Genomic DNA, 23,377 nt, shown 5'->3' with positions numbered 1-23,377 from the left:
CACCGCACCTCATTCCTTTGCTGCAGCCTGCCTGGAAAGTGCCAGCAGTTCCCTGCAGCTTTTTTCAATATTGGGGCTGCCAAAGACGGCCGAAACCAGCGCCACACCATCAATGCCGCTGCCCGTAAGCTGCAGCAGATTTTTCTGGGAAATGCCGCCGATAGCGCATACAGGAATGGAAACCGCCGCGCAGATTTCTTTCAGCGTACTGTAAGATACCGCATCTGCGTCTTTTTTGGTTTCGGTTGGGAACACAGCCCCCACGCCCAAATAATCCGCACCGTTTTCCTGTGCAGCAAGGGCCTGTTCTTTGGTCTGCGCGGAAACGCCCAAAATCATGCCGCTGCCAATCAGCCGACGCACCCTGCCCGCCTGCATATCGTGCTGGCCAACGTGAACGCCGTCTGCGCCGCTTTTGACGGCGATCTCTACATCATCGTCGATGATAAACGGAACGCCGTAGCGGCGGCAGAGGGCCTTTGCCTGCAGGGCTTCCTGCAGAAAATGCGTGTCGTCCAATTCTTTTTCGCGCAGCTGTATACACGTGGCGCCGCCTTTTAGGGCGTCCTCTATCTGCTGCAGCAGTGTTTCTTTCCCGACCCACGCGCGGTCTGTCACAGCATAAAGCAGCATGGTCTGCTTACTGCATTTCATACTTTGCACCCTCTTCCAGTGTTTTGCCGTTTAAGCAATACACTTCATCTATCAGATAGGTACGGAAAGTTGCACTGCCCTCGTGCTCTTTTAAGCGCGCAAAGGCGGCCTCGCCGCACAGCCCCATGGCACACACAGCCGCAGCGGCAGCCCGCAGCGGCTCTTTTGGGTTTGCGGTAAGGTAAGCGGTCATCATTGCGCTGAGCATGCAGCCAGAACCGGTAATGCGGCTCATCATCGGGCAGCCGTTGCGAATCACATAGGCAGTCTGGCTGTCTGCAACGATATCAATGGCGCCGGTCATGGCAACCACTGCATTGATTCTCTGCGAAAGGTCCTTTGCAAAAGCCACTGCTTTTGGCAGAGATGCCTCTGTCACAGCGTCGAGTGCATCTGCATCTACCCCCTTGGTAGAGCCGGCACCAAAAGCAATCGTCTTCATTTCAGAGACGTTGCCGCGCACCGCTGTAAGCTTTACCTCACGCACCAGGCGCAGCGCTGTCTCTGTGCGCAGACGTGAAGCTCCCGCGCCAACCGGGTCCAGCAGCACCGGGTGGCCCAGAGTATTTGCCTTTTTGCCCGCGGCAAGCATAGCGGGAATTGTGTGGCTGTTGAGCGTGCCGATGTTGAGATTCAGCCCACCGCATACCGCTGTGATGTCCTCCGCTTCCTGCGGTTCATCTGCCATAATCGGCGAACCGCCGCAGGCCAGCAGAATATTCGCGCAGTCATTTACCGTAACATAATTTGTAATATTATGTACCAGCGGCTGTCCGCTGCGCACATTTTCCAGCATTTGACTCAGCATTTTAAGATTCCTCCCATTTTTTCAGCCCCCGGGAAATAAAAAAGAGGGCAAACCCCAAAGGGCCTGCTCTCCGCTTTTCAGCAAGTTTCACTGCTTCCTACGGTGGCATTGTCCACATCAGGTGTCAGGGTCGAAGCGCAGAAGCTTCCTCTCAGCCTGTTTTCACAAGCTCCCCTTATTTGATTATAAAAATATTATAGCATTTTGCCCGGTCTTGTCAATCTCTCTGTTTCCGGCAAGGCGGTAAAGCCCTGCAGAAATAAAAAATTTTCGGTATTTTTGGGAATTGCAAAAAAGATGTACCTGATATAGAATAGAAACGTACAAAAATGAACAATTTGGTGTGATGAAATGAAATTTTTAATCCTCTCTACAGCGACCGGCCAGGGGCACAACTCCGCTGCGCTGGCTGTTGCAGAAGCGCTGAGGGCAAAAGGCTGCACTGCCCATACACTGGACGTACTGAAACTGCAGAATAAAGAAATTTCTCAGCGGGTTGCAAAACTTTACGGAAAAACGACTGTAAACTCGCCGCGATTTTTTGGCTTTCTTTATCATTTGGGCGAACTGATTTCTTCGCCGCAGGGGCGCTCCCCTATCTATGCAGCCAACACGCTTTACGCGCGGCAGCTTGCTTATCTTGTGCGGCGCCTGCAGCCGGATGTGCTAATTTGTACGCATATTTTCAGTGCACAGGCTGTTACCTGCCTGCAGGAACACTATGGGCTGCGCATCCCTGCCGTTGGTATTGCCACTGACTATACCTGCATTCCTTTTTGGGAAGAGTCTAACCTGACAAGTTATATCATTCCCTCAAAGTACCAAATAACGGACTTTGCCACAAAAGGTATTCCCAAAGAAAAGCTGAAGCCACTCGGTATTCCGGTCGCGGCCGCTTTTTCTGACAGCCGCCCCAAAGAGGAGGCCCGCCGCTGGTTTCAGATGCGTGCAGAGCACATGTACTTAGTCATGGGCGGCAGCATGGGCTACGGAAAGATGAAAGAATTAGCAATTGCTCTGACAGCTGCAGACCCGCATGCACAGGTGGTTGCCCTGTGCGGACATAACCAGCGGCTTTTTCAGGCGCTTTCCCACATTGACCGCGTAATTCCAATGGAGTATACAAACCATGTTTCTCTCCTGATGGACGCAGCCGACGTTGTTTTGACAAAACCCGGCGGGCTCTCTTCCACAGAAGCGCTGACCAAGCGTGTTCCCACGGTCCTGACCCGGCCGATTCCGGGCTGTGAAGACCGCAACGCCGAGTACCTGGCCTCTGTCGGTGCGGCCGCTTTTTCCGAAAATATTGAGCGTGCCGCAAAGGAGGCCTGCCGCCTTGCCTGCTACCCCGCCGCCGCACAGAAGATGATTGCTGCACAAAAGCGCTTTATCCCCGCCAACGCGGCCGAGCGGATTGCCGACTACTTAATCGAAGTGGGGCGTACCGGACAAAATTCTTTACAGGAAACTGTACAAAAAGGGGAAACTATATGAAATCGGTTCTTTTGACTTCGTGGATTTTTTACAGCGCGGTCGGTTTTTTCTCCGGTGCTGTCATGTATTCCTACTGGATTCCCAAAGTCTTCTGTAAAATAGATATACGCAAAACGGCCGCCGACCATAATCCCGGAGGCATGAACGCCATACACGCGGCCGGAATGGGGATTGGTCTGCTGTGCATTGTGCTGGACGTTTTAAAAGCTTTTATTCCGGTCCTGCTGGCGGTAAAGGTTGGCGGCATACGGGAAATACAGCTGATTCCCGTGACAGCGGCGCCGGTACTGGGGCATGTATTTTCCCCATTCTTAAAGTTCCGGGGCGGAAAAGGAATTTCCTCTCTGTTTGGTGCGCTGCTTGGTTTGTGGAGCCTGTCAAAGATTGTCCTGCTGCTTCTTGTTTTTGTCGTTCTATTTAAATTTATCATTGTTATTCACCCGGATTCCCTGTCCGTGGGCGTCAGCATCTGCATTTCTTTCTTGTTTTCGTTGTTTCAAGAACAGAGTTTTTTCGTGCGCGTCGCTTTTTTAGCTGCATCTTTCATTGTTGTGCTGAAACTAGCATTTAACCCAAACCACGAAAAAGCCGGTGTCACCTTAGGCAAGCCGCTGCTTCGTCTGCGTGCACATCGCTCCAACTAAAAATGTACAAAAAATTCCTTCGGAATCTTTTTCCGAAGGAATTTTTTGTACCCAACATACGGCAGGCCTCAACTTTTTGCGGCCTTTTGCCAATCTGCAAGTGCTGTTTCATAGGCAGCCTGCGTGGCTTTGTCAAAGCAAACGATCGATACATCTGTTACCTGCACAGCTGTCTTTAAAAAATCTGCAATTTCCCGTACAGCAATTTTTGCTGCGCGCTCCAGCGGGAAACGGTAAACGCCCGTGCTGATAGAGGGAAACGCCACAGTATGGCAGCCCTGTTTTTCCGCCAGGTACAGGCAGCTTTTGTAACAGGAAACCAAAAGTACATCCTCCCCCGCTGTGCCGCCCCGCCAAATCGGCCCAGGCGTATGAATGACATACTTTGCGGGCAGGCGGTAACCCTTTGTTAGCTTCGCTTGCCCGGTACGGCAGCCGTGCAGTGTGCGGCATTCTTCCAGCAGCTGTGGTCCGGCCGCCCGGTGAATGGCACCGTCTACCCCACCGCCGCCCAAAAGGGTCGTATTCGCCGCATTGACAATGGCGTCGGTGCGGCAGACCGTAATATCGCCCAATTCAATATGTATTTGCATGAGATAAAACTCCTCCTGTGCAAAGGCAACCGTCTTTGTGCAAAAAAGCAAAAAGTCCCGCCGCAGACACAGCCTCTGCAGCGGAAAACTTTTAGCAACGCATTGTTTTACGCGTATTCTTCTTCCTGCCGTTCTTTGTAATGATGTGCTTCTTCCAACATCATATCTTTTACCTTCATTAGGCGAACCTGTGAGCTGCGCTCATTTTCGTCCAATTTCATGGTAATAAATTTGATATTGACTTCCATCTGCGGAATCATGACATGCTCCAGTGCATTTACGCGCCGGCGCGTCTTTTCAATTTCTGACGCAAGCAGCTGACAGGATTTTTCGCTTTCCGCCAGCTTGAGCATATCCGGCAGCAGGTCAGACAGCTTTTTGACCGCATCGTCCAGTTCCCCAGAAGTAAAGGCATAACCATAAGAGTAGATGTCATTGCTGTCAGAAGTGCGGGTGTGCGGTGTATAGACCGGAATCTCGACACTCATTACATTGCGGGTCGCAATCGAAAGCGAGACTTCCTGCTTGGGCGCCATAAAAGCGACCCGCACCGCTTCGTCGGACATAGCAGAGCGCGCCAACACAAAATTCTGATTGGCTTCTTTAATCCCCTGCTCCACTTTTTTGCGCATATCCATATTTTCGCGCACCAAACTGAGAAACTGGCGCATCAGCTCGTCGCGCTTATCTTTCAAAAGCTTGTGGCCGCGCCGGGCAGTAATCAGTTTCTTTTTCAGGCGCGTCAATTCCATTCGCGTTGGATTTACATTTGCCGCTGGCAAAGCTGCACCTCCTTTTAGAGCAGGCGCCGGCTGTTACGCCTTGGTCTGCTCGATCGTTTCTGCAGGTTTTTCCTCATAGTATTTATCCAGATATTCGTCTTTGATACGCTTGAGTTCCGAGCGCGGCAGAATACGCAGCAGCTTCCAACCAAGGTTCAGTGTTTCCTCAATGCTGCGGTCGGTGCGGTAACCCTGCGAAACATATTCTTTTTCGAATTCTTCCGCAAACTTTGCGTACAGCTTATCAATATCCGTCAGGGCAGCTTCGCCCAAAATCATCATCAGTTCCTTTGCGTCTTTGCCGCGCGCATACGCCGCAAACAACTGGTTTAACAAATCGGCATGGTCCTCGCGGGTCTTGCCTTTACCAATGCCCTTATCTTTCAAGCGGGAAAGAGAGGGCAGTACATCGATAGGCGGCTGAATCCCCTTGCGGTACAAATCGCGGCTCAGAATGATCTGGCCCTCGGTGATGTAGCCGGTCAGGTCAGGAATCGGGTGGGTCTTGTCGTCTTCTGGCATGGTCAAAATAGGAATCAGGGTTATAGAGCCTTTCTTGCCTTTTTGGCGGCCGGCGCGTTCGTAAAGGGACGCCAAGTCGGTGTACATATAGCCCGGATACCCGCGGCGGCCTGGCACTTCTTTTCGTGCGGCGGAAATTTCACGCAGCGCATCCGCGTAGTTCGTAATATCCGTTAGAATAACCAGTACGTGCATATCTTTTTTGAAAGCAAGATATTCGGCGGCAGTCAGGGCCATACGCGGTGTTGCAATGCGCTCGACAGCCGGGTCATTTGCCAAGTTGATAAACAGTACGGTACGATCAATGGCGCCGGTTTCTTTAAAGCTCTGAATAAAAAAGTTGGCCTCCTCAAAAGTGATACCCATGGCGGCAAAGACAACCGCGAAAGGCTCATCGGTGCCAACCACCTTAGCCTGGCGCGCAATCTGCGCGGCAAGCTGCGCGTGCGGCAAGCCGGAGGCAGAGAAAATCGGCAGCTTTTGGCCGCGGACCAGCGTATTTAGGCCATCAATAGCAGAAACACCGGTCTGGATAAACTCCTGCGGGTAGCTGCGGGCAGCAGGGTTCATCGGCAGGCCATTGATATCGCGCCGCTCTTCGGGCAGAATATCCGGTCCGCCGTCAATCGGGCGGCCCAGTCCATCAAACACACGGGAAAGGATATCTTCTGAAACGCCGAGCTCCATACTGCGGCCCAAAAAGCGGACTTTACTGCTTTGCAGGTTAATACCGGCGGAATTTTCAAACAGCTGCACCAGTGCGTTGCCGTCGTCGATTTCCAGTACCTTGCAGCGGCGTTTTTCGCCGCTTGCCAGCTCAATTTCGCCTAATTCATCGTATGCAACATTTTCAACACCGCGGACCAGCATCAGAGGACCCGCAACTTCCTGGATCGTTCTGTATTCCTTGGGCATTTATAAATCCTCCTTTGCTGCCGTAATGTTCCCGATTTCAGTCTGCAGCTCATGAATCAGCTGCGGGTAGGCCTCGTCGATCTGGTCTTCCGGTATATATTTAAAGCGCCCAATCTTTTCGCGTGCCGGCATACTGACCAGTTTGTCGATAGAGGCACCCTGCTCTAGAGCCTGCTTAGAGAAATCATAGTAATCCAAAATCATCTGCATCATCAGGTACTGCTTGTGCAGGGAAGCGTATGTGTCCACTTCATGGAACGCGTTCTGCTGCAGGTAATCTTCACGGATACTGCGCGCCGCCTCCATTTTCAGGCGGTCCGGTGCAGAAAGGGCATCCATACCGACCAGCTGTACCATTTCGTTGAGTTCTGACTCGTCATGCAGCAGGCGCATAATATCGCCGCGCATCTGCATCCAGTTTTCGCCAACGTTCTGATTAAACCAATCCCCTAAAGAATCTGTATACAGCGAATAACTGGTCAGCCAGTTGATAGAGGGAAAATGCCGCTTATAGGCAAGGTTGGCATCCAAGCCCCAGAAAACTTTGACAATGCGCAGCGTTGCCTGCGTGACCGGCTCTGAAATATCGCCGCCGGCCGGCGAAACAGCACCGATTACGGAAAGCGCACCCTCGCGGTTGTCGCTGCCCAAAGCCACCACACGGCCGGCGCGCTCGTAAAACTGAGCCAAACGAGAAGACAAATAGGCTGGGTAGCCCTCTTCACCGGGCATTTCTTCCAAGCGGCCGCTCATTTCACGCAGAGCCTCTGCCCAGCGGGAAGTGGAGTCTGCCATCAGTGCCACAGAATAGCCCATATCACGGAAATACTCTGCAATCGTAATACCGGTATAAATGGAAGCTTCACGTGCAGCCACAGGCATATCGGAAGTATTTGCAATCAGCACGGTGCGCTCCATCAGCGAATAGCCGGTTTTCGGGTCTTTCAGTGCCGGGAATTCATTTAAAACATCGGTCATTTCGTTGCCGCGTTCGCCGCAGCCGATATAAACCACGATATCCGCATCGGCCCACTTGGCAAGCTGATGCTGCACCACTGTTTTACCAGAACCAAAAGGCCCTGGCACTGCGGCAACGCCGCCTTTTGCAATGGGGAACAGCGTGTCGATTACGCGCTGCCCGGTAACCAGCGGGCGGTTTGGCGACAGCTTCTGCTGATAGGGCCGGCCGCGCCGGACAGGCCACTTCTGCATTAAGGTAACCGGCTGATCTTTTCCGCTTTGATCTGTGAGCACCGCAACCGAATCGGTCACATGGTAATCGCCCTCGGCAATGCTTTTAATCGTACCAGAAATGCCCGGCGGAACCATGATTTTCTGGGTGACAATGCGTGTTTCCTGTACCTTGCCGATAATATCGCCGGAGACAACTTTATCGCCCACCTTTTTTTCCGGCACAAAGTGCCAGACCTTGTCGCGCTTGAGGGACGGAACCTCGACCCCGCGCTTCAGCAGGTTGCTGCCTGTCACCTCCATAATGGTATCCAGCGGGCGCTGAATGCCGTCATAGATGCTGCCGATCAGGCCCGGCCCAAGTTCCACGCTCATGGGGGCACCAGTTGACTCGACCGGTGCTCCCGGTGCCAGACCAGAGGTTTCCTCGTATACCTGTACAGAAGCCTCATCGCCGTGTATCTCTATAATTTCGCCGATCAGCCGCTCGTCGCTGACACGCACAACGTCAAACATATTTGCGTCGCGCATTCCTCTGGCGACGACCAAAGGCCCGGCAACTTTTTTGATCGTTCCTTTACTCATGAAACAGCTATCCTTTCTTCCCGCAAAGCGCTGTTTTCTCTGCACCGTGCCGGCGGACGGCAATTTTTTTGCCCGCCGCAGAAAAAGCGCTGTGGGTTTCTTCGGCTTTTTCAGTTATGCTGCTATTGATTCTGAAACAAAATGTCGGAACCGACCGCCTGCTCCACCGATTTTTTCACGGCGGCAAGCCCCTCTCCCGTATTGCCGGAAATACCCGGAATCAGGATAATTGCCGGTCTTGGCATACTTTTATAGTAAGAAATCTGCCGCTGCATCTGCGCGGCAAGCGCCTCGGTTACATAAATAACGGCGTAGTCCGCCTCGGCCAGTTTGCGCAGCGTTTTGCCTGCTTCCTCGCCCTGCTCTGCGGTAAAGCGAAAGGTGTCTAGACCCAGTGCGCCAAATCCATAGATACTGTCCCAGTCGCCCATGACTGCCACTTTATACATACGTTTCCCTTACCCTTTCCCGAATTGATTTTTCCGAAAGGCCGTTGTGCTTTCCAGATAAAATAATCCGCACGGTCTTAATCTCGCTCTCGCGTGCAAGAATGTACGCGGCAAGCGGCCCGATACCGAAAGGATTGTGCAGCTGCGGGCGAATGCGGCGAATCATCAGGTTGTCGCACCAGCGCTCAAAGGCAGCTGCGGAAATACGCAGCTCCGGCACGGCGTCGGCGTAGGGCGTCGTATCCAAGTAGCTGCACACTGCATCGAAGCTTTCCAAGGCGGCGTCAGTTAAGCGGGCAATATCGAGCGTATCGCATGGGGCAAGGCTGCGTTGCAGAAATGCGCGGTCTTTTCCTGTTGCCTCAGCGCGCAGCGCCGTTTTGATGTCTGCCGTCGCTGCGGTCAGCTCCCCATATAAAGCCAGCAGCTCATTCTTGGTTTCTTTTCCCGCACGTTCAATTTCAATCAGCGCTGCGCGGTCGATAATGCAGTCGCACAGCTGTCCGTCGCGGGTATGCAGCAGCGTATTGGTTGCTTCCTCTGCTGTTTTGCGCATGCGCTCTGGCAGCAGCGAATAGTCGCGCTTTTCCACAGCTTCCTGTATGCGTGTATACGGAATAGTGCCCTGCTGCACAAAAATACCCGGATGTGTACCGGCGGTGCAGCTTTCTTTGACAGCCGCTTTCAGATTATGGTAATCATACTGATATAGGAATACATCAAAAATAGATTTATCCTCTACCAGTTCCCCAATCAAATCCCAGGTTTTTCGGTATTCCTGCGTCAGCATTTCTTCGGCGCCCATACCGCTTTCGCCCCAGCCGCGCTCCTGCAAAAGGCGCAGGCACTGCTCTTCGTTGGGGGCGGCCAGCAGCTGTTCCAGAAAGGAGGCATTCAGCAGCTGCAGTTCTTTGGTACGAATGCGTGCAACCGCATAAATAAAACTGTCATCAGGCATATCCGGTCCCTCCTTTTGTTCTCATTTTTCCTGCCGTCATGGGAACAGGATTGCCCGTACCTTATCCTGCAGCTCCTCATGCCTGGCAGCAAGGACCGCGTCAAAGGAACAGTTTTCTTCAATGCCGTTGTACAGCAGCAGAAAGCCGCTGTCAATTTCGGCCGTTTTTTTAGACACATGCAGGCTTGCGCCTGTTTTCAAGGCCTTGTTCAGCTTTGCTTCAAAGCCGGCAGGCAGGCGGCCAAGGTCACGCTGATTAAAGCAAATCTCGCCCGCCCCCGCGTGTGCGGCTCCTGCCGCCATTTTGATGACAGCGGCAAAGTATTCTTCTGCCGGCAAGGCAGAAGCTTTCTGCAGTGCTTTCTGCAGCACGCCCGCAATAAGTTCCTGCTTGCAGGCAAGCAAGCTCTGCCGCTGCTGCAGCTGTGCTGCAGAGGCTGCGCGGGCTTTGCTGTCGGCTGCTTTTCTTTCGGTTTCATGCTGTATCTGCAGGCAAAGCTTTTCCGCCTGGTCCTGGGCATCTTTTCCGATACCCGCAGCCTGAGCCCCTGCTTCTTCTGTTATTTTAGAGACAACCCCGCCGGACTCCTGACGGATGTCTTCCATAATTTTTTCTAAACCAGTCATAGTCATACCCATCCCGCCAAAGTTGTATCGCGTTTATTTTGTATGGCATGATATTCCCGCATATGCAGGCCTATCATTCTCAGAGCTTAAGGCTGCCGATGCCGAAAATAGCAAGAATGGAAATCAGCAGTGCTAAAATTGCGTACGTTTCAACCATTGCCGGGAAAATCATTGCCTTGCCGAACTGGTCCGGTCTTTTTGCAACCATGGCAATAGAGGCAACTGCGGTTTTGGCCTGATGGATGGCGGAAATCGGGCCGACAATAATCATCGGCAAGCAGGCTGCCAGGTACATTAAGCCCTTGACAAGCGAAATGTCCGCGCTGCCGCCCATAATACCGATCTGCGTCATGGTTAAAAAGGCAATCAGCAGCCCATAAATGCCCTGTGTACCAGGCAGCAGCTGCAAAATCAGAACCTTGCTGAATTTAGACGGGTCATCTGTGCAGACACCCGCGGCCGCCTGGCCGGTCATGCCGACACCTTTTGCGCTTCCGATACCGGAAAGCAGCGCAGCAAGAACTGCTCCCAACAATGCGAAAAAGACTCCGAAGTTATTCATGCTTAATTGTCCTCCTCAATTTTGTAATACTTGGTGTGTGCGGCAAAGGGTTCAAATTTTTTGCCGCCGCCCTCATAAAATTTTCCGAAAAATTCTACATATTCCAAACGATTGGTGTGCACATAGGCGCCCAGTGCGTTAATTGCCAAATTGAGCGTATGACCAATCAAAAAGACCAGAATGAAAACAATCACACCGGCCGGGGAATTGCCAATCATACTGCCCATTTTGTTGAAAACGGTGGCAATGACGCTGGTGGCAAGCCCCAGTGCCAACAGCCGGGAATACGAAAGAATATCGCTTAAATAACTGGTGATTCCATAGACACTGTACAGGCCCTTTAAAATGCGCTTGCCCCAGTTCCTGGATTCTCGCCCGCCTGTCAGCACAATTCCGAGCGCGCCGAGCAGTGCAATAATGCCGATCACTTTGCCCGCTTTCGCCGGAATCGTGAAGCTGATGCCCATCATGGTCGTAAACTGCGACAGAGAAAGCAGAAAAGCAATTCCGCCGCCGACCAGCATATACCAGAAAATAACGTCAAAGACGCCGTCCAGCGGATGCCCGTTTTTAATGCACATATACAGCTTTGCACCCAGGCCGACAAACAAATGCAGAATACCGACGGCAAAACAAAAGACCAGCATCTTCATGGGTTTATTGATCGGCTCAAACCACAGCGGTGCCAGCTTGATATCGGGCCGGTTAAAGAACGTTGTCGCAATGACATTGACCGCGTCCCCAAAGAAAGAGCCAAACAAGAAACCAAAAACAGTGGTGGAAATGCCGCAGTAAAAGAACATCTTCAGCGTTTTGCGCAGGCTGTCTGACATATCTTTCATTTTTTTCAGGCAGACAGCACTGCCAATCAGCATAATCAGCCCATAGGCGGCATCTGAAAGCATCATGCCAAATAGGACATAATAGGAGCAGGCTACCAGCATAGAGGGATCAAGCTCGCCTTTTGACGGCAGAGAGTAGCTCTCGACAACTGGTTCTACCGCTTCTGCGAAGCCATTGTTCTTCAAAAGGACTGGCACGTCGTCTTTTTCGCCGGGGTCTGCATACTCCACAACAACATCAAACGACGTTTCCAGCCGGGCTTCCAGTTTCTGCGTGTTTTGGGCGGGGATATACCCCTCCAGTACAAAAGTGCGCTGTGACTGAGAAAGCTGGCTGATTACATCGTATTTCTCAGCGCGTACATGAAAATAATCGACGGCAAAGGCAATGTCTGCCCGCTGTGCAGCGCAATCTTTGATTTGCTGCACAAAAGAATCCATGTTCTTCTGCAGCTCTGCTTTCTGCTGCTGCAGTTCTTTCATCGCCTGCTGCGGATTAACTGCAGTCAGCGGCGGTTTTGCAAATTCCATTTTGCGCAGCGCGCCCTGCACCGCGGGGGCGTCTTTATTGGAGCAGACGACAAAGATACAGGTCTGCTCTTGACTGGAGCTGATGACCTCTGCATCGACTCCCTCTGCCTGTGGGGCATGCTCCCCAAGCTGGCGGTAAACCTCCTCCAGTTTTACTTCATTGGGCAGCGTACCGGTAAAAATCGTTGTTTTTCCAGTGCCGTCACAGTCTAGCGGCAAGTCGTACGACAGCCACGGCTCAAGCGAAACCATTTGCGAGTCTAGCTTAGGGATTTTCGCGGCATTTTCCGCGCGCTCTTTTTCCAGCGCAAGGATTTTGCGGCAAACCTGCATGGTTTCGTCCCGCTTCTGTGTCTGCTTTTCATACGCCTCTACGGAAACCTGCTGTCTGCCTTTTGCCTTTTCAGCAAGGGTTTTCTTCTGCGGAACATAAAAATCTAAAAGTTCCAGCGCTTTTTGGGCAGTGTCAGCGTTTTTTTGAAAAGCGGTTTTTGCTTCGGAACGGTCCTGCTTTGCAAAGACCTCATCTTCTGGGCCGCTGCTTTCCACCTGAACCACACTCATGCGCTGCAGCAGCTCCAAAATCGGTTTTCGGTCTTTTTTCAGTGCGCAGATGAGCACTCGCTTCATCGGCAGCACAGCCATAAACGCACCACTCCTTTCCTACAGTTTTCGTCATTCAGCCAGCGCCTGCAAAACTGCGCCGACTGCCTGGTTCTCTCTTTCAGCAGCAGCCTGCCGCAGGGCAGCCAGCTGCCGGCTGGTCTCTTTTTCTTTTTCCTGCAGCATTATTTTTTCCTGGTCCTGCTCCCTGAGCAGTGTCTGCTGCGCTTTCTGTCTCTCAGCCTTTTCTGTGTCTTTCAGCAAAGCTGCCGCATCCGCCTGTGCCTGCCGGACCGTTTGCTCTGCTTTGGCGTGTGCATCCTTTTCGGACTGCTGTGTTTCAAGCTCTACCTTACGGATTGCATCGATTGTTTCTTTTGCCAAAAACTGCCACCGCCCATCCTTGTAAAAATTTCTGCAAAAAGCAGGAGGGAACAGCTGCTCTTTACAGGTCTGCTTTAAAGCTTTGTCTGAATAAAGTTATTATAGCACTATTTTCCAAAAATGAAAAATTAAAAATTATAAAGGAATTTCGCTTCAAAGCTTTTATAATTATAACACAATTTTTTGCAAATGAAAGTAAAAATTTTAAAAACAATGACGAAAGCCGCCGAAAAAGATTTCCGCCGAAAACGACCAGAAAGGCGCCCATTTTCAGGCTTTCGCTGCCGGTCAGCGTTTCATTTTATGCTGCAGCCGCTTGAAATCCAGCACAGCGCATGTTACTATTATTTTAATATTTTATCATTTTATTTCCAAAAAGGCGGCATTTATATGGTAAAAGTCTCTGCAGCAATCCTTTATGAAAGCGGCAGCCTGCTGATCTGCCAGCGAAAGCCGGGCGGCGCCTGCTCGCTGTTGTGGGAATTTCCCGGCGGAAAACAGGAACCCGGCGAAACGCCGGCCGGCTGCATGGTGCGCGAATGCCGCGAAGAGTTGTCTCTTCAGGTCGAACCACTTTCCGTTTGCCGGCAGATTCTTTACCGGTACCCGGAACGGGAAGTTTTCCTTACCTTTTACTACGCAGAAATCACAGGCGGAAAAATTGCGAAAAATGTACATGAAAAACTGCAGTGGGTGCCGCCCCAAAAGCTTCCGCTGTTTTCGTTCTGCCCGGCGGATGCGGAACTGGTCCGTGCACTTGCAGCAACGCCGCCGGCAGTTTTTCGCCGCATTTATGGCACGGGCACATCTGCCTAACCAAAGGTTTACAGGCATTCGCCGCCGGCGTATAATAAAGGCGAAATGAGGGTGTTTCTCTTGGCAAAAAAGAAAGATGATAAAACCAACGTCATGCGGATTTTGGACAAAGCTGCGGTCAGCTATACGGCGCATTTTTACGACCACACCGATGGACAGATCGACGGCGAGGCGGTCGCCCGCAAACTGGGCCAACCGACTGCGCAGGTCTTTAAAACCCTGGTTACACAGGGGGCAGACCACGACTACTATGTCTTTGTACTGCCTGTCGCGGAAGAGCTTGACCTGAAAGCTGCGGCCCGCAGTGTCGGCGCAAAAAGCGTAGAGATGATCCATGTGAAGGAGATAAACCGTATAACCGGCTACATCCGCGGCGGGTGCTCCCCTATCGGCATGAAAAAGCGCTTTGTCACCGTCTTTGATGAAAGCGCCCTGCAGTTTCCCACCATCTATGTCAGCGGAGGAAAAATCGGCACACAGGTGCAGCTCTCTATTCAAGATCTGCTGCGCTTGACCGGCGGCACGACTGCCGCCATTGCCGTTTTGCATAACTAAATTTTATTTTATGGAGGTTTTGCGATGTATTACAGTTTTATTATGCTGAAACCGGACGCCGTTGAGCGCGGTCTGACCATGCCGATTATGGCCCGCCTAAAGGATGCCGGGATTGAAATTGAGGTACTGGACTGCCGCAAGCCCAGTACAGAACTGCTCTGCCAACACTATGCCGATGTGATTGCTGAAAGAGGCAATGATTTCGTCTTAAAGTACGCTGATTACTTTACCAACCGCTGGGTACTGCCCATGATTGTCAAGTCTGAGCAGTCAGATATCATTCCGCGTATCCGCAAACTTGCCGGCGCAACCGACCCTGCCAAAGCGGAAAAGGGCACAATCCGCGGCGATTTTGGCATTGACAGCTACGAAAAGTGCAAAATTGACGGACACTGCTGTCAAAACCTGATTCATGCAAGTGACAGCCCGGAATCTTTCCGCCGGGAAGTAACCATTTGGTTTGGAGAAAGCTATGCAGAGAAATACGCCAAATAAATGCCTTTTGTATTTGGACTTAGTTGTTGAGCACTTTGCGGGCGGCAAAGCCGCCGCACCAAACCATGCCGGTTTTCTGCGCACCGCTGTGCTGTCTTTTCTGCTGGCCGGCATGCTGCTTGTCCTGCTTATCTGGGACGAAATCCGCTTGTCGCAGACACGGCTCGGTCTGGATTTTCCGTTGCTTGTGATTACGCTGATTCTTTCGGCCGCCGCACTGGTCTGTGGGGTGCGCAGCACACAGCGGCTGCACAAAAATCGCGACAACTCATAAAACAAAACCGATGCTCCGCGGGGTTCCTGCAAAGCATCGGTTTTCTATTTTTATATTTATATAAGATAATAGATATTATGCGCGAAAAAGATACTGCCGCAGGCCGTCCGGGGAATCCGCAAGCGGCACCGACTGCCCATTGGCACAAAGGTCCTGGGGGCCGCCGTAGCCATAGGCAGCGCCTAAAAAGGGCAGGCCAACCTTACGGGCGCCGAGCACATCAAAGCGCGTATCGCCGACCATAACCGAATTGTCCCTGCCGGCGGCGGGGCACATTTTCAGTGCGTGGCGGATAACCGTTTCTTTTTCAGAATGCTGGTCGCTGCTGTCGGCCGCACTGACCGCGGTAAAATACTGCTGAATCTGAAACTTTTCCAGCAGGCGCTCGACCATAGGCTGCGGCTTGGAAGAAGCAATGCACACTGCCGCACCGCACTGCCTCAGGTCGCGCAGCAGCTCGGGAATACCTGGATAGATGGTTGTCTTTTTCCAGCCGTCTGCATTATAATGGACGCGAAAATGCTGAACCGCCTCTGTCGCCTGCTGCAGCGGCATACCGCAGTACATCATGTAACCCTGCTCGGCCGGCGGACCGACAAACCGGCGCAGTGTCTCGAGCGGCGGCACCGGCTGCCCCATTTCCTGCAGTGCAAGCTTTACACACTCAATAATGCCCTCGCCGGTATCACAAATAGTTCCGTCAAAATCAAACAAAACGGTTTGGTAGCATAACTGCAAAGTAGTATTTCCTCCTATAGCACTCACTTTTTCTACTAAAATCTGTTTTTATTATACTTGCCCCGCCAAAAAAGCGCAAGTGCGGCGGCTTCTTCTTTTTTATACAAAAAACGGCGGCGGGAACTTTCAGGTTCTCTTTCCTGTCCATTGCGGCACACCGCCATTGCGAGTAAAATAAGAATCGCTGTTTTATAACTTTACTGGAAGGCGGACCGCTGTATGGAGGACTATAAACTGATCGCGATGGACCTGGACGGAACTTTGACAACTTCAAAAAAGAAGATCAGTCCCGCTACTCAGGAAACTTTGCTGCGTGCGCAGCACGAGGGGGTCCGGCTCGCGCTGGTTTCGGGCAGGCCGACCCCCGGCGTACTGCCGCTGGCCCGGCAGCTGCAGATGGACCGCTGGGACGGCTACATTGTCTCTTTCAACGGCGCAAAAATTGTGTCTTGCAAGACCGGCAATGTCCTTTACGAGCGCTACCTGCCGCAGGAACTGCTGCCGCGGCTGTGCGGCCTGAATAAAAAGCACCCGCTGGTCACAATGGTTTACAGCAGCGACACCATTGTCACCGAAACACCCGACAGCCAGTATGCGCGCTCGGACGGCCGTATCAATCATATGCCGATTGAAGAAGTACCCAACCTTCTGCAGCGCATTGATTTTCACGTAAATAAATTTCTCTTTGCCGGCGACCCGGAATATATTGCAAACCTTCTGCCCTCTCTGCGCAGGGAATTCCCCACCTGCAGCATTTACTGCAGTGAGCCGTACTACCTGGAAGTAATGCCGAATAATGTCGACAAAGGGCAGGCGCTTTCGGTTCTGCTGGGCCGGCTAGGGCTAAACCGCAGCTCTCTTTTGGCCTGTGGGGATGGCTTTAACGACATCTCTATGGTGCGCTTTGCAGGCATGGGGGTCGCCATGGAAAATGCACAGCCGCCGGTAAAAGAAGCCGCCGACTTTGTCACCCGCACCAACGATAATGACGGCGTCGCCTATGCTGTGCAGAAATTTATTTTTCACAAAACGTAAAAAGAACTCCTTTCTGTAAAAAATCATTCGCTTTTTGCCTTTTTTTCGTTTATAATGGTAAGAGAATCCGCTTGGTCTTCCGGGCGTGCCGGTTCTTGAATGCCAAAACGAAAAGAGGGCTTTTATCATGTATGAAAGAATCCTGCGCGAATACCTGCAGGGACAGAGCTGTGAAGCATACCTGGCGCTGGGCGCACACAAAGCCGATGAATACGGACAAGCGGGCTTTCGCTTTACGGTATATGCACCCCATGCAGAGAGTGTCTTTTTGATTGGGGAATTTTCCGAGTGGAACGCTTGGCAGATGCAGCGTTCTCCGGCGGGCTTTTGGTCTATTTTCGTAGAGGGCGCCCGCGATGGACAAATGTATAAATACCGCATACAAACCCCTGAGGGGTACTTTGACCGGGCCGATCCCTTTGGTTTTTACGCAGAGGTGCGCCCCGCCACGGCCAGCCGAGTCTGTGACTTGGACGGCTTCACTTGGACCGATGCCGGCTGGATGGCTTCCCGCACGAAAAACTACAATGCGCCGCTTTCCATTTATGAGGTCCACCCCGGCTCTTGGCGCATAAAAGAAAAGAAAAAAGATGCAGACCGCTTTTACACTTATGATGAACTCATTGATACCCTGCTGCCCTATGTTAAGCAGGAAGGCTTTACCCATATTGAGCTATTGCCACTGACTGAACATCCGCTGGATGCCTCTTGGGGCTACCAGGTTTCCGGCTATTTTTCTGCCACCAGCCGCTATGGCGCCCCGCAGCAGCTGATGCACTTCATTGACTGCTGCCACCGGGAGCAAATCGGCGTAATCATGGACTTTGTACCGGCGCATTTTATTAGCGACAACTATGCGCTCAGTAAATTCGATGGTACCTATTTATATGAAAGCGCCGACCCCTCGCTGCGAAACAGCGAATGGGGCACCACTTTCTTTGACTTCACTAAACCGCACGTTGTCAGCTTTGTGAAATCCTCTGTCGATTTCTGGCTGACCTACTACCACTTTGACGGTATCCGCTACGACGCGGTCTCCCGCCTTTTGTATGTCTGCGGCCAAGAAAACCGCGGCATAAATGACGCGGGCGTGTGGTTTTTGCGCAACGCCAACTATGCCATGCAGCAGCGCCACCCCACTGCCATGTTGATTGCTGAAGATTCCACCAGTTTTCTCAAAGTGACCGCGCCGGTCGAGTACGGCGGACTTGGCTTTGACTATAAATGGGATTTGGGCTGGATGAATGACGCCCTGGACTACATGATGAAGCGCCCAGACGAGCGCCCCGCTTTTTCGCAGGAAATCACCTTCTCCATGAGCTATTTTTATAATGATATTTTCCTACTGCCACTGTCGCATGATGAAGTCGTACACGGCAAGCGTACGATTATCAATAAAATATACGGTGACTACGACGACAAATTTCCGCAGCTGCGTCTGTTCTGGCTCTACATGTTTACCCACCCCGGCAAAAAGCTGAATTTTATGGGCAATGAACTGGCAGAGTTTAAAGAATGGGACGAGGACGCCGAACTCGGCTGGAACCTGCTGACATACCCAAAGCACGACGCTTTTCACCGCTTTGTCATTGCCCTACAGAAGTTTTACCGGGATAACCCCGCTTTATACCGCAGTGACTACCACCCCAAGGGCTTTGAATGGATGGATCTTTCCAACAGTGGGCGGTGTATCTTCTCGTACTGCCGAGAAAACATAGAGTCCACCGGCTGCGAAGAGCTGTACATCGCGCTGAATTTTTCCGCACGCCCTGCAATCAGCTATTTCCTGCCGGTACGTCAACCGGGCACTTATACGGAAGTCTTTAACACGGACCTCACCGATTACGGCGGAAACGGCCACCACAATCCGGATACTTCTTCCCGCCGCAGGAACACCGAGGGCATCTGTATAGACCTGCCCGCCTACTCCGGCCTGGTCTTCCGCAAAAGATAAACGCAAAAAGCAAAACAATCTCTATATAAAGACAATACAGGAAAACAAAAAAGCGAGACTCTTCGGCAGCATAACAGCCGCCGAGAGTCCCGCTTCTTTTATCGTTTTATTCAGATGCTTTTACAGTGCTATTTAAAATTCTTCCTGTACTTCACTCTGTTTCGGGTAAGAAGCGAGTGCACCATGCCTCTGCACACTGAAATCGCAGCAGCGGTTTGAAAATGCCAGGAAACGATACAGTTCCTCTTCCGAAAGACCAGCAAGCTGATGTGCGGTAATATTATTTGCAGCAAGGCTGTACAGGAACGATCCGGCAAAGGCATCGCCTGCGCCGGTGGTGTCCACCGCGCGTGTTTGTTTGTCGGCTGGTGAAAAAGCCTGTGCGCTGCGTGTAAAGGCCCACGCTCCCTCTTTGCCGCAGGTGTACAGAATTAGCTGCACATCCCCCAGAAAAAGCTGTGGCAACGCTTTTTGAATATCCGCTGTACCCGTCAGAAATTTCAATTCTTCATCTGAAATTTTCAGTACATGAGAACAAGGAATAAAGGAAAGCACTACCCGGCGCAGCTCATCTGCATCCTGCCAAAGGGAAAAGCGCAGGTTCGGGTCAAAGCTAATGATGGCGCCCGCCTCTTTTGCGTAGCGAATGGCAGCCTCGTGCGCACGCTTCATCGGGGTATCCCCTAAAGAAACACTGCAGTAATGCAGGGCAAAGGCATCGTCAAACCACGGGCGCTCAATCTGCTCTGGCGTCAGCAGCATATCGGCAGACGGACTGCGGTAAAACGAGAATGTACGCTCTCCGTTTTTGCCAAGGCTGACAAAGGCAAGCGCCGTATTTGCGGCCTTTGTGAAGCAGATGTGGCCAGTGCCCACACCGTATTCTTTTAATTCATCTGCAATTTTGTGTCCAAAGGGGTCATCCCCCAGCTGCGTAATCATTTCGCTTTTGCCGCCCAGCCGGGTGAAAGCGCCACAAACATTTGCCGGCGCACCGCCCAAAGCCGGAGAAAAGCTTTTCACTTCGCTAAAAGCGCAGCCTGTCTGTCCAGGAATGAAGTCGATGAGAGCCTCCCCTATGGCGTACAATTTTTTATTGGACAAAGCCAATCACCTCCATAGCCCGCATCGGACGCAAAGCTGCATCTGTGCCCGACAGCTGCAGGGCAATTTCTTCTTCCTTCGGATAAAAGCGGGTACTAAATACCACCGCACCGCCGTTAAGATAAATCTCAAGCGACGAGCGATCCACCAAAATCTGCACATCATGGCAGCAGTCCATCTGCACACTGCGCAGAGTGCGCCCGCCGCCCAGTGCTTTGTCGGTAAAGCATAGCTGGCACAGCTTTTCTTCTTCATTGTACCGCAAGGTAAGTCCCTCTGCAAGGGTAATGGAAAAGCTCTTTTCCGGTGATGCAGAGAGCGCAAACGGCAGAGTTGCAGCAGTGCTGCTGCCGGCTGAAAGAGTCTGTGCGGTGCCAAGCAGCGCCTGCAGCTCGCGCACCGGGTGCTGGCACAGCCGGCCCTTTTTGTCCCACGACAATTCCCGCGGAACGGTCAGGCAGTGCTGCCAGCCCAAGGAAGTGGTTGGGTTTTGGTATGCAATGTCAGGCAAACCCATCCAGCCAATGAGGATACGGCGGCCGTCCGGTGCACAGAAAGTCTGCGGCGCATAGAAATCAAAGCCTCTGTCCCACTCGGTAAAGGCGTCCAGGTGCCCTTCTTCCAGTTTGCCTGCCGCCGAAAACCAGCCGCTTTGATAGACATTCTGGTAGCGCAGCGCGCTGTGCGGCAGGCCCTGCGGCGAAACACTGAGCACCCCGCGGCCGTCAAGTCGAAAATAATCCGGGCACTCCCACATATAGCCAAAAGGTTCCGGTGTAGTAATGGTGGCGGCGTACTGCCAATGGTCCAGGTCACTGCCGTGAAAGACCAGCACCTGGCCTTTGTCCGCTGTGCTGCGGGCGCCAAGCACCATTTTCCACCCCTGCTCGCTGTGCCAAACTTTCGGGTCACGCACATGGCAGGTGCACCCTGGGTAATCCGCATTGCGCAGCAGGCACCGCTTGGGGCTCATTTGCCGGCCGTCTCTGCTGGTCACGTGCAAGACATTGCTGCCACGCCCTGCTGTGATATAGTCGTAGCTGCCGGGCATTTTGACGTTTCCTGTATAAAATAAATGCAGAATTTCTTTTGCCGCCACGGCACTGCCGGAATAAACGCCGCTGCAGTCATCTGCCGTATCCGGCCGCAGGACAATTCCAGTAAACTGCCAGTGCAGAAAGTCGGGGCTTTCGTAATGGCCCCAGCATTTTTCGCCGGCACCCGCGGCACTTTCCGGGCTGTACTGAAAGAACACATGATATCTGCCGCCAAACCAGCATAAGCCGTTTGGGTCGTTGAGCCAGCCATGCGGCGGCTCGAGATGAAACGCCTGACGCCAGCGATTTATACTCATCCCTGCACTCCTTTCTTTGTCGCTAGCAGGGGCTGCATTGACTGAACACTGCCCTGTGCCAGGACGGAAACATCATAGGCATCGCTGTTGGTCACGATAACCGGCGTAACGGTCTTGTAGCCTTTTTTCTCAATCAGTGGAATATCAAAGGTGATAAGGGTCTGCCCTTTTGTAACACGGTCATCAACCTCAACATGGGCCATATATCCCTCGCCCTCCAGCTCGACAGTATTCAGGCCGATGTGAATGAGCAGTTCCTCGCCGCTGTCCAAAGTCAAACCAATGGCATGGTGTGTCTCAAACAGGGTGCTGACAACACCGTCGGCAGGAGCAACGACCTTGCCCTCGGTGGGCTGTACAGCAACGCCCTGGCCTAAAATCCCCTCTGCAAAGGTCGCATCCGGTACATCTTTCAGTGCGACAATGCTGCCTGTAAGCGGGCTGGAAATCTCAGTTTTTCCGTCTGCACGCAGGGCGGGCTTTGCCTGCTCTGTGCCGGCAGCGACAGTGATTGTCTCTGGTTTCTTTTCGCGGTAGACCAGCATGGTCAGCCCAAACGAAACCGCAAACGAAATTGCCATTTCCAAAAGGTACTGGGGCAGGTACGCGGTGGTAATCATAATGCCAAACAGGCCGGTAATGCCCATGGCGGTCGCCTTAATGCCCATCCAGCTGGCAAACATGCCGCCAATCGCGCCGCCGATGCAGCCGCATGCAAACGGCTTTACAAAACGAAGGTTGACACCAAAGATTGCCGGCTCTGTAATGCCGAGGAAAGCAGAAAGAGAGGACGGCAGCGCCATTGACTTGGTCTTTGCGTTTCTGGTCTTCAGTGCAACTGCCAGAGCGGCTGCGCCCTGTGCGATATTTGCCGCCGTTGCAATCGGCATCCAGTTGTTGTATTTGTACGCGGAAAGCAGGCCAGTTTCAAGGCCGTTGAACATTTGATGCAGGCCGGTAACAACAATCGGCGCATAAACACCGCCGCAAATCAGGCCGCCAATGCCATAGGGCAGGGTAATCAGGGCTTTGATACCTGAAAGCAGGCCGCTCTCTAAGAAAGAGAACACCGGCCCAAAGATGGTCAGGGAAAGGTAGCCGGTTACCAAAACGGAAACAAGCGGTGTAACGAACAGGTCAAGCATAGAGGGAACAATTTTGTGCAGTTTCTTTTCAATCAGGCACATAACCCATACAGCAATGATGATGGGAATGACATGCCCCTGGTAGCCAACCAGATTGATGTTGTACAGGCCAAACCAAACGCTCACCTGCGGAACGGATTTTCCGGCAGCCAGCATAGTTGCCGCCGTATAGGCGTTGGTCAGGTCCGGGTGAATCATGATCATACCGATAACGGCACCTAGAAATTGGTTGCCGCCAAACGCTTTTGCCGCGCTGATGGCGATAAGCACCGGCAGAAAAACGAATGCCGCGTTACTAAACAGAGAAACCAATTTGTAAGAACCGTCATTTGCGATCGCGGGGTAAATCGAGGCAAAGCCGTTTAAAAGGCCCATTAAAAGGCCGCTTGCCACGATAGCGGGAATAATCGGTACAAAGATATCGGACAGTACCTTAATTGCTCTGCGCCACAGGGGGGCTTTGTTTACAGCCGCCTGTTTTGCCTCTTCTTTGGTTGCGCCGGTCACGCCGGCCGCTTTGATAAATTCGTCGTAAACATTGTTGACTGTACCGGTGCCGATGATAATCTGCAGCTGCCCAGACGCCTCAAACACGCCCTTTACGCCATCGATGTTTTCCAGATGCTCTTTGTTGCATTTGCTGTTGTCAGAGATAACCAGCCGCAGCCGGGTCGCGCAGTGCGCCGCGCTAATCAGATTATCTTTGCCGCCAATCTCCTTTAAGATCTGCTGTGCACAAGATTTGTAGTCCATCTCTCTCTTC

At 52.3% G+C, this 23,377-nt stretch carries 24 protein-coding genes and 1 riboswitch; of the genes, 8 read left to right on the top strand and 16 right to left on the bottom strand.

Annotated elements, in window-relative coordinates; genetic code table 11:
* Positions 1-9: 9 nt before the first annotated feature.
* Positions 10-654 carry a thiamine phosphate synthase gene (thiE, locus tag LKE53_01265; GenBank protein MCH3971395.1) on the bottom strand — a complete coding sequence of 215 codons (645 nt, stop codon included), beginning with the start codon at positions 652-654 and terminating at the stop codon, positions 10-12.
* The gene (gene thiM, locus LKE53_01260; GenBank protein ID MCH3971394.1) at positions 641-1,462 is read right to left on the bottom strand and encodes a hydroxyethylthiazole kinase; all 822 of its coding nucleotides are present in this window, start codon (positions 1,460-1,462) and stop codon (positions 641-643) included. Before thiM ends, thiE begins: the two co-directional genes overlap by 14 nt.
* Before the next feature lie 76 nt (positions 1,463-1,538).
* Positions 1,539-1,648: riboswitch (TPP riboswitch) on the bottom strand.
* A 165-nt stretch (positions 1,649-1,813) separates the two neighbouring features.
* Between thiM and LKE53_01255 the strand changes: the two genes are divergently transcribed.
* Positions 1,814-2,956, top strand: a complete 1,143-nt coding sequence (locus LKE53_01255) for a glycosyl transferase (GenBank protein ID MCH3971393.1) — start codon at positions 1,814-1,816, stop codon at positions 2,954-2,956.
* The gene (locus LKE53_01250; GenBank protein ID MCH3971392.1) at positions 2,953-3,600 is read left to right on the top strand and encodes a glycerol-3-phosphate acyltransferase; all 648 of its coding nucleotides are present in this window, start codon (positions 2,953-2,955) and stop codon (positions 3,598-3,600) included. The genes LKE53_01255 and LKE53_01250 overlap by 4 nt, the downstream gene beginning before the upstream one ends.
* A 68-nt stretch (positions 3,601-3,668) precedes the next feature.
* Here the strand turns inward: LKE53_01250 and LKE53_01245 are convergent, their stop codons facing one another.
* The 10 genes from LKE53_01245 to LKE53_01200 form a co-directional block, all read right to left on the bottom strand.
* On the bottom strand, positions 3,669-4,193 hold the full coding sequence (locus tag LKE53_01245; GenBank protein MCH3971391.1) for an O-acetyl-ADP-ribose deacetylase: 525 nt from the start codon (positions 4,191-4,193) through the stop codon (positions 3,669-3,671).
* A gap of 107 nt (positions 4,194-4,300) precedes the next feature.
* On the bottom strand, positions 4,301-4,975 hold the full coding sequence (locus LKE53_01240) for a V-type ATP synthase subunit D (GenBank protein MCH3971390.1): 675 nt from the start codon (positions 4,973-4,975) through the stop codon (positions 4,301-4,303).
* 33 nt (positions 4,976-5,008) lie between these two features.
* Complete coding sequence (locus LKE53_01235; GenBank protein ID MCH3971389.1) at positions 5,009-6,412, bottom strand: V-type ATP synthase subunit B; 1,404 nt, start codon at positions 6,410-6,412, stop codon at positions 5,009-5,011.
* Positions 6,413-8,188 (bottom strand): V-type ATP synthase subunit A, encoded by a 1,776-nt coding sequence (locus tag LKE53_01230; protein ID MCH3971388.1) that lies wholly within the window; start codon positions 8,186-8,188, stop codon positions 6,413-6,415.
* A gap of 122 nt (positions 8,189-8,310) precedes the next feature.
* On the bottom strand, positions 8,311-8,637 hold the full coding sequence (locus LKE53_01225) for a V-type ATP synthase subunit F (protein MCH3971387.1): 327 nt from the start codon (positions 8,635-8,637) through the stop codon (positions 8,311-8,313).
* Positions 8,630-9,595 carry a V-type ATPase subunit gene (locus LKE53_01220; protein ID MCH3971386.1) on the bottom strand — a complete coding sequence of 322 codons (966 nt, stop codon included), beginning with the start codon at positions 9,593-9,595 and terminating at the stop codon, positions 8,630-8,632. Before LKE53_01220 ends, LKE53_01225 begins: the two co-directional genes overlap by 8 nt.
* A gap of 36 nt (positions 9,596-9,631) precedes the next feature.
* Positions 9,632-10,222 carry a V-type ATP synthase subunit E family protein gene (locus tag LKE53_01215; GenBank protein ID MCH3971385.1) on the bottom strand — a complete coding sequence of 197 codons (591 nt, stop codon included), beginning with the start codon at positions 10,220-10,222 and terminating at the stop codon, positions 9,632-9,634.
* Positions 10,223-10,301: 79 nt separating this feature from the next.
* Positions 10,302-10,784, bottom strand: coding sequence for a V-type ATP synthase subunit K (locus LKE53_01210; protein MCH3971384.1), 483 nt, complete (start codon positions 10,782-10,784; stop codon positions 10,302-10,304).
* 2 nt (positions 10,785-10,786) lie between these two features.
* Positions 10,787-12,802: a V-type ATP synthase subunit I gene (locus tag LKE53_01205; GenBank protein ID MCH3971383.1), complete on the bottom strand. Its 2,016-nt coding sequence runs from the start codon at positions 12,800-12,802 to the stop codon at positions 10,787-10,789.
* Positions 12,803-12,832: 30 nt separating this feature from the next.
* The gene (locus LKE53_01200; GenBank protein MCH3971382.1) at positions 12,833-13,144 is read right to left on the bottom strand and encodes a hypothetical protein; all 312 of its coding nucleotides are present in this window, start codon (positions 13,142-13,144) and stop codon (positions 12,833-12,835) included.
* 390 nt (positions 13,145-13,534) lie between these two features.
* Between LKE53_01200 and LKE53_01195 the strand changes: the two genes are divergently transcribed.
* The 4 genes from LKE53_01195 (at position 13,535) to LKE53_01180 (ending at position 15,284) form a co-directional block, all read left to right on the top strand.
* Positions 13,535-13,960 carry a (deoxy)nucleoside triphosphate pyrophosphohydrolase gene (locus LKE53_01195; protein MCH3971381.1) on the top strand — a complete coding sequence of 142 codons (426 nt, stop codon included), beginning with the start codon at positions 13,535-13,537 and terminating at the stop codon, positions 13,958-13,960.
* A gap of 93 nt (positions 13,961-14,053) precedes the next feature.
* The gene (ybaK, locus tag LKE53_01190; protein MCH3971380.1) at positions 14,054-14,515 is read left to right on the top strand and encodes a Cys-tRNA(Pro) deacylase; all 462 of its coding nucleotides are present in this window, start codon (positions 14,054-14,056) and stop codon (positions 14,513-14,515) included.
* A gap of 24 nt (positions 14,516-14,539) precedes the next feature.
* Positions 14,540-15,010, top strand: coding sequence for a hypothetical protein (locus tag LKE53_01185; protein MCH3971379.1), 471 nt, complete (start codon positions 14,540-14,542; stop codon positions 15,008-15,010).
* Positions 14,988-15,284: a hypothetical protein gene (locus tag LKE53_01180; GenBank protein MCH3971378.1), complete on the top strand. Its 297-nt coding sequence runs from the start codon at positions 14,988-14,990 to the stop codon at positions 15,282-15,284. The genes LKE53_01185 and LKE53_01180 overlap by 23 nt, the downstream gene beginning before the upstream one ends.
* 75 nt (positions 15,285-15,359) lie before the next feature.
* Here LKE53_01180 and LKE53_01175 read toward each other — a convergent pair whose 3' ends face one another.
* Entirely contained in the window at positions 15,360-16,022 is a 663-nt protein-coding gene (locus LKE53_01175) for an HAD hydrolase-like protein (GenBank protein ID MCH3971377.1), read from the bottom strand.
* A gap of 219 nt (positions 16,023-16,241) precedes the next feature.
* Between LKE53_01175 and LKE53_01170 the strand changes: the two genes are divergently transcribed.
* Together LKE53_01170 and glgB are read left to right on the top strand one after the other, a co-directional pair.
* Positions 16,242-17,057, top strand: coding sequence for a Cof-type HAD-IIB family hydrolase (locus tag LKE53_01170; GenBank protein ID MCH3971376.1), 816 nt, complete (start codon positions 16,242-16,244; stop codon positions 17,055-17,057).
* 127 nt (positions 17,058-17,184) lie between these two features.
* Positions 17,185-19,011 (top strand): 1,4-alpha-glucan branching protein GlgB, encoded by a 1,827-nt coding sequence (gene glgB, locus LKE53_01165; protein MCH3971375.1) that lies wholly within the window; start codon positions 17,185-17,187, stop codon positions 19,009-19,011.
* 132 nt (positions 19,012-19,143) lie between these two features.
* Here glgB and LKE53_01160 read toward each other — a convergent pair whose 3' ends face one another.
* The 3 genes from LKE53_01160 to LKE53_01150 are packed head-to-tail and all read right to left on the bottom strand — an operon-like array spanning position 19,144 to position 23,367.
* On the bottom strand, positions 19,144-20,115 hold the full coding sequence (locus tag LKE53_01160) for a carbohydrate kinase (GenBank protein ID MCH3971374.1): 972 nt from the start codon (positions 20,113-20,115) through the stop codon (positions 19,144-19,146).
* Entirely contained in the window at positions 20,105-21,469 is a 1,365-nt protein-coding gene (locus LKE53_01155; GenBank protein ID MCH3971373.1) for a glycoside hydrolase family 32 protein, read from the bottom strand. Before LKE53_01155 ends, LKE53_01160 begins: the two co-directional genes overlap by 11 nt.
* Entirely contained in the window at positions 21,466-23,367 is a 1,902-nt protein-coding gene (locus LKE53_01150; GenBank protein MCH3971372.1) for a glucose PTS transporter subunit IIA, read from the bottom strand. Before LKE53_01150 ends, LKE53_01155 begins: the two co-directional genes overlap by 4 nt.
* Between the last annotated feature and the right edge of the window lie 10 nt (positions 23,368-23,377).

The organism is Oscillospiraceae bacterium, from assembly GCA_022483045.1.
Classification (GTDB): Bacteria; Bacillota; Clostridia; order Oscillospirales; family Acutalibacteraceae; genus Caproicibacterium.
Note: the sequence above shows the minus strand (reverse complement) of the source record. Positions and strands in the feature narration are given on the sequence as shown.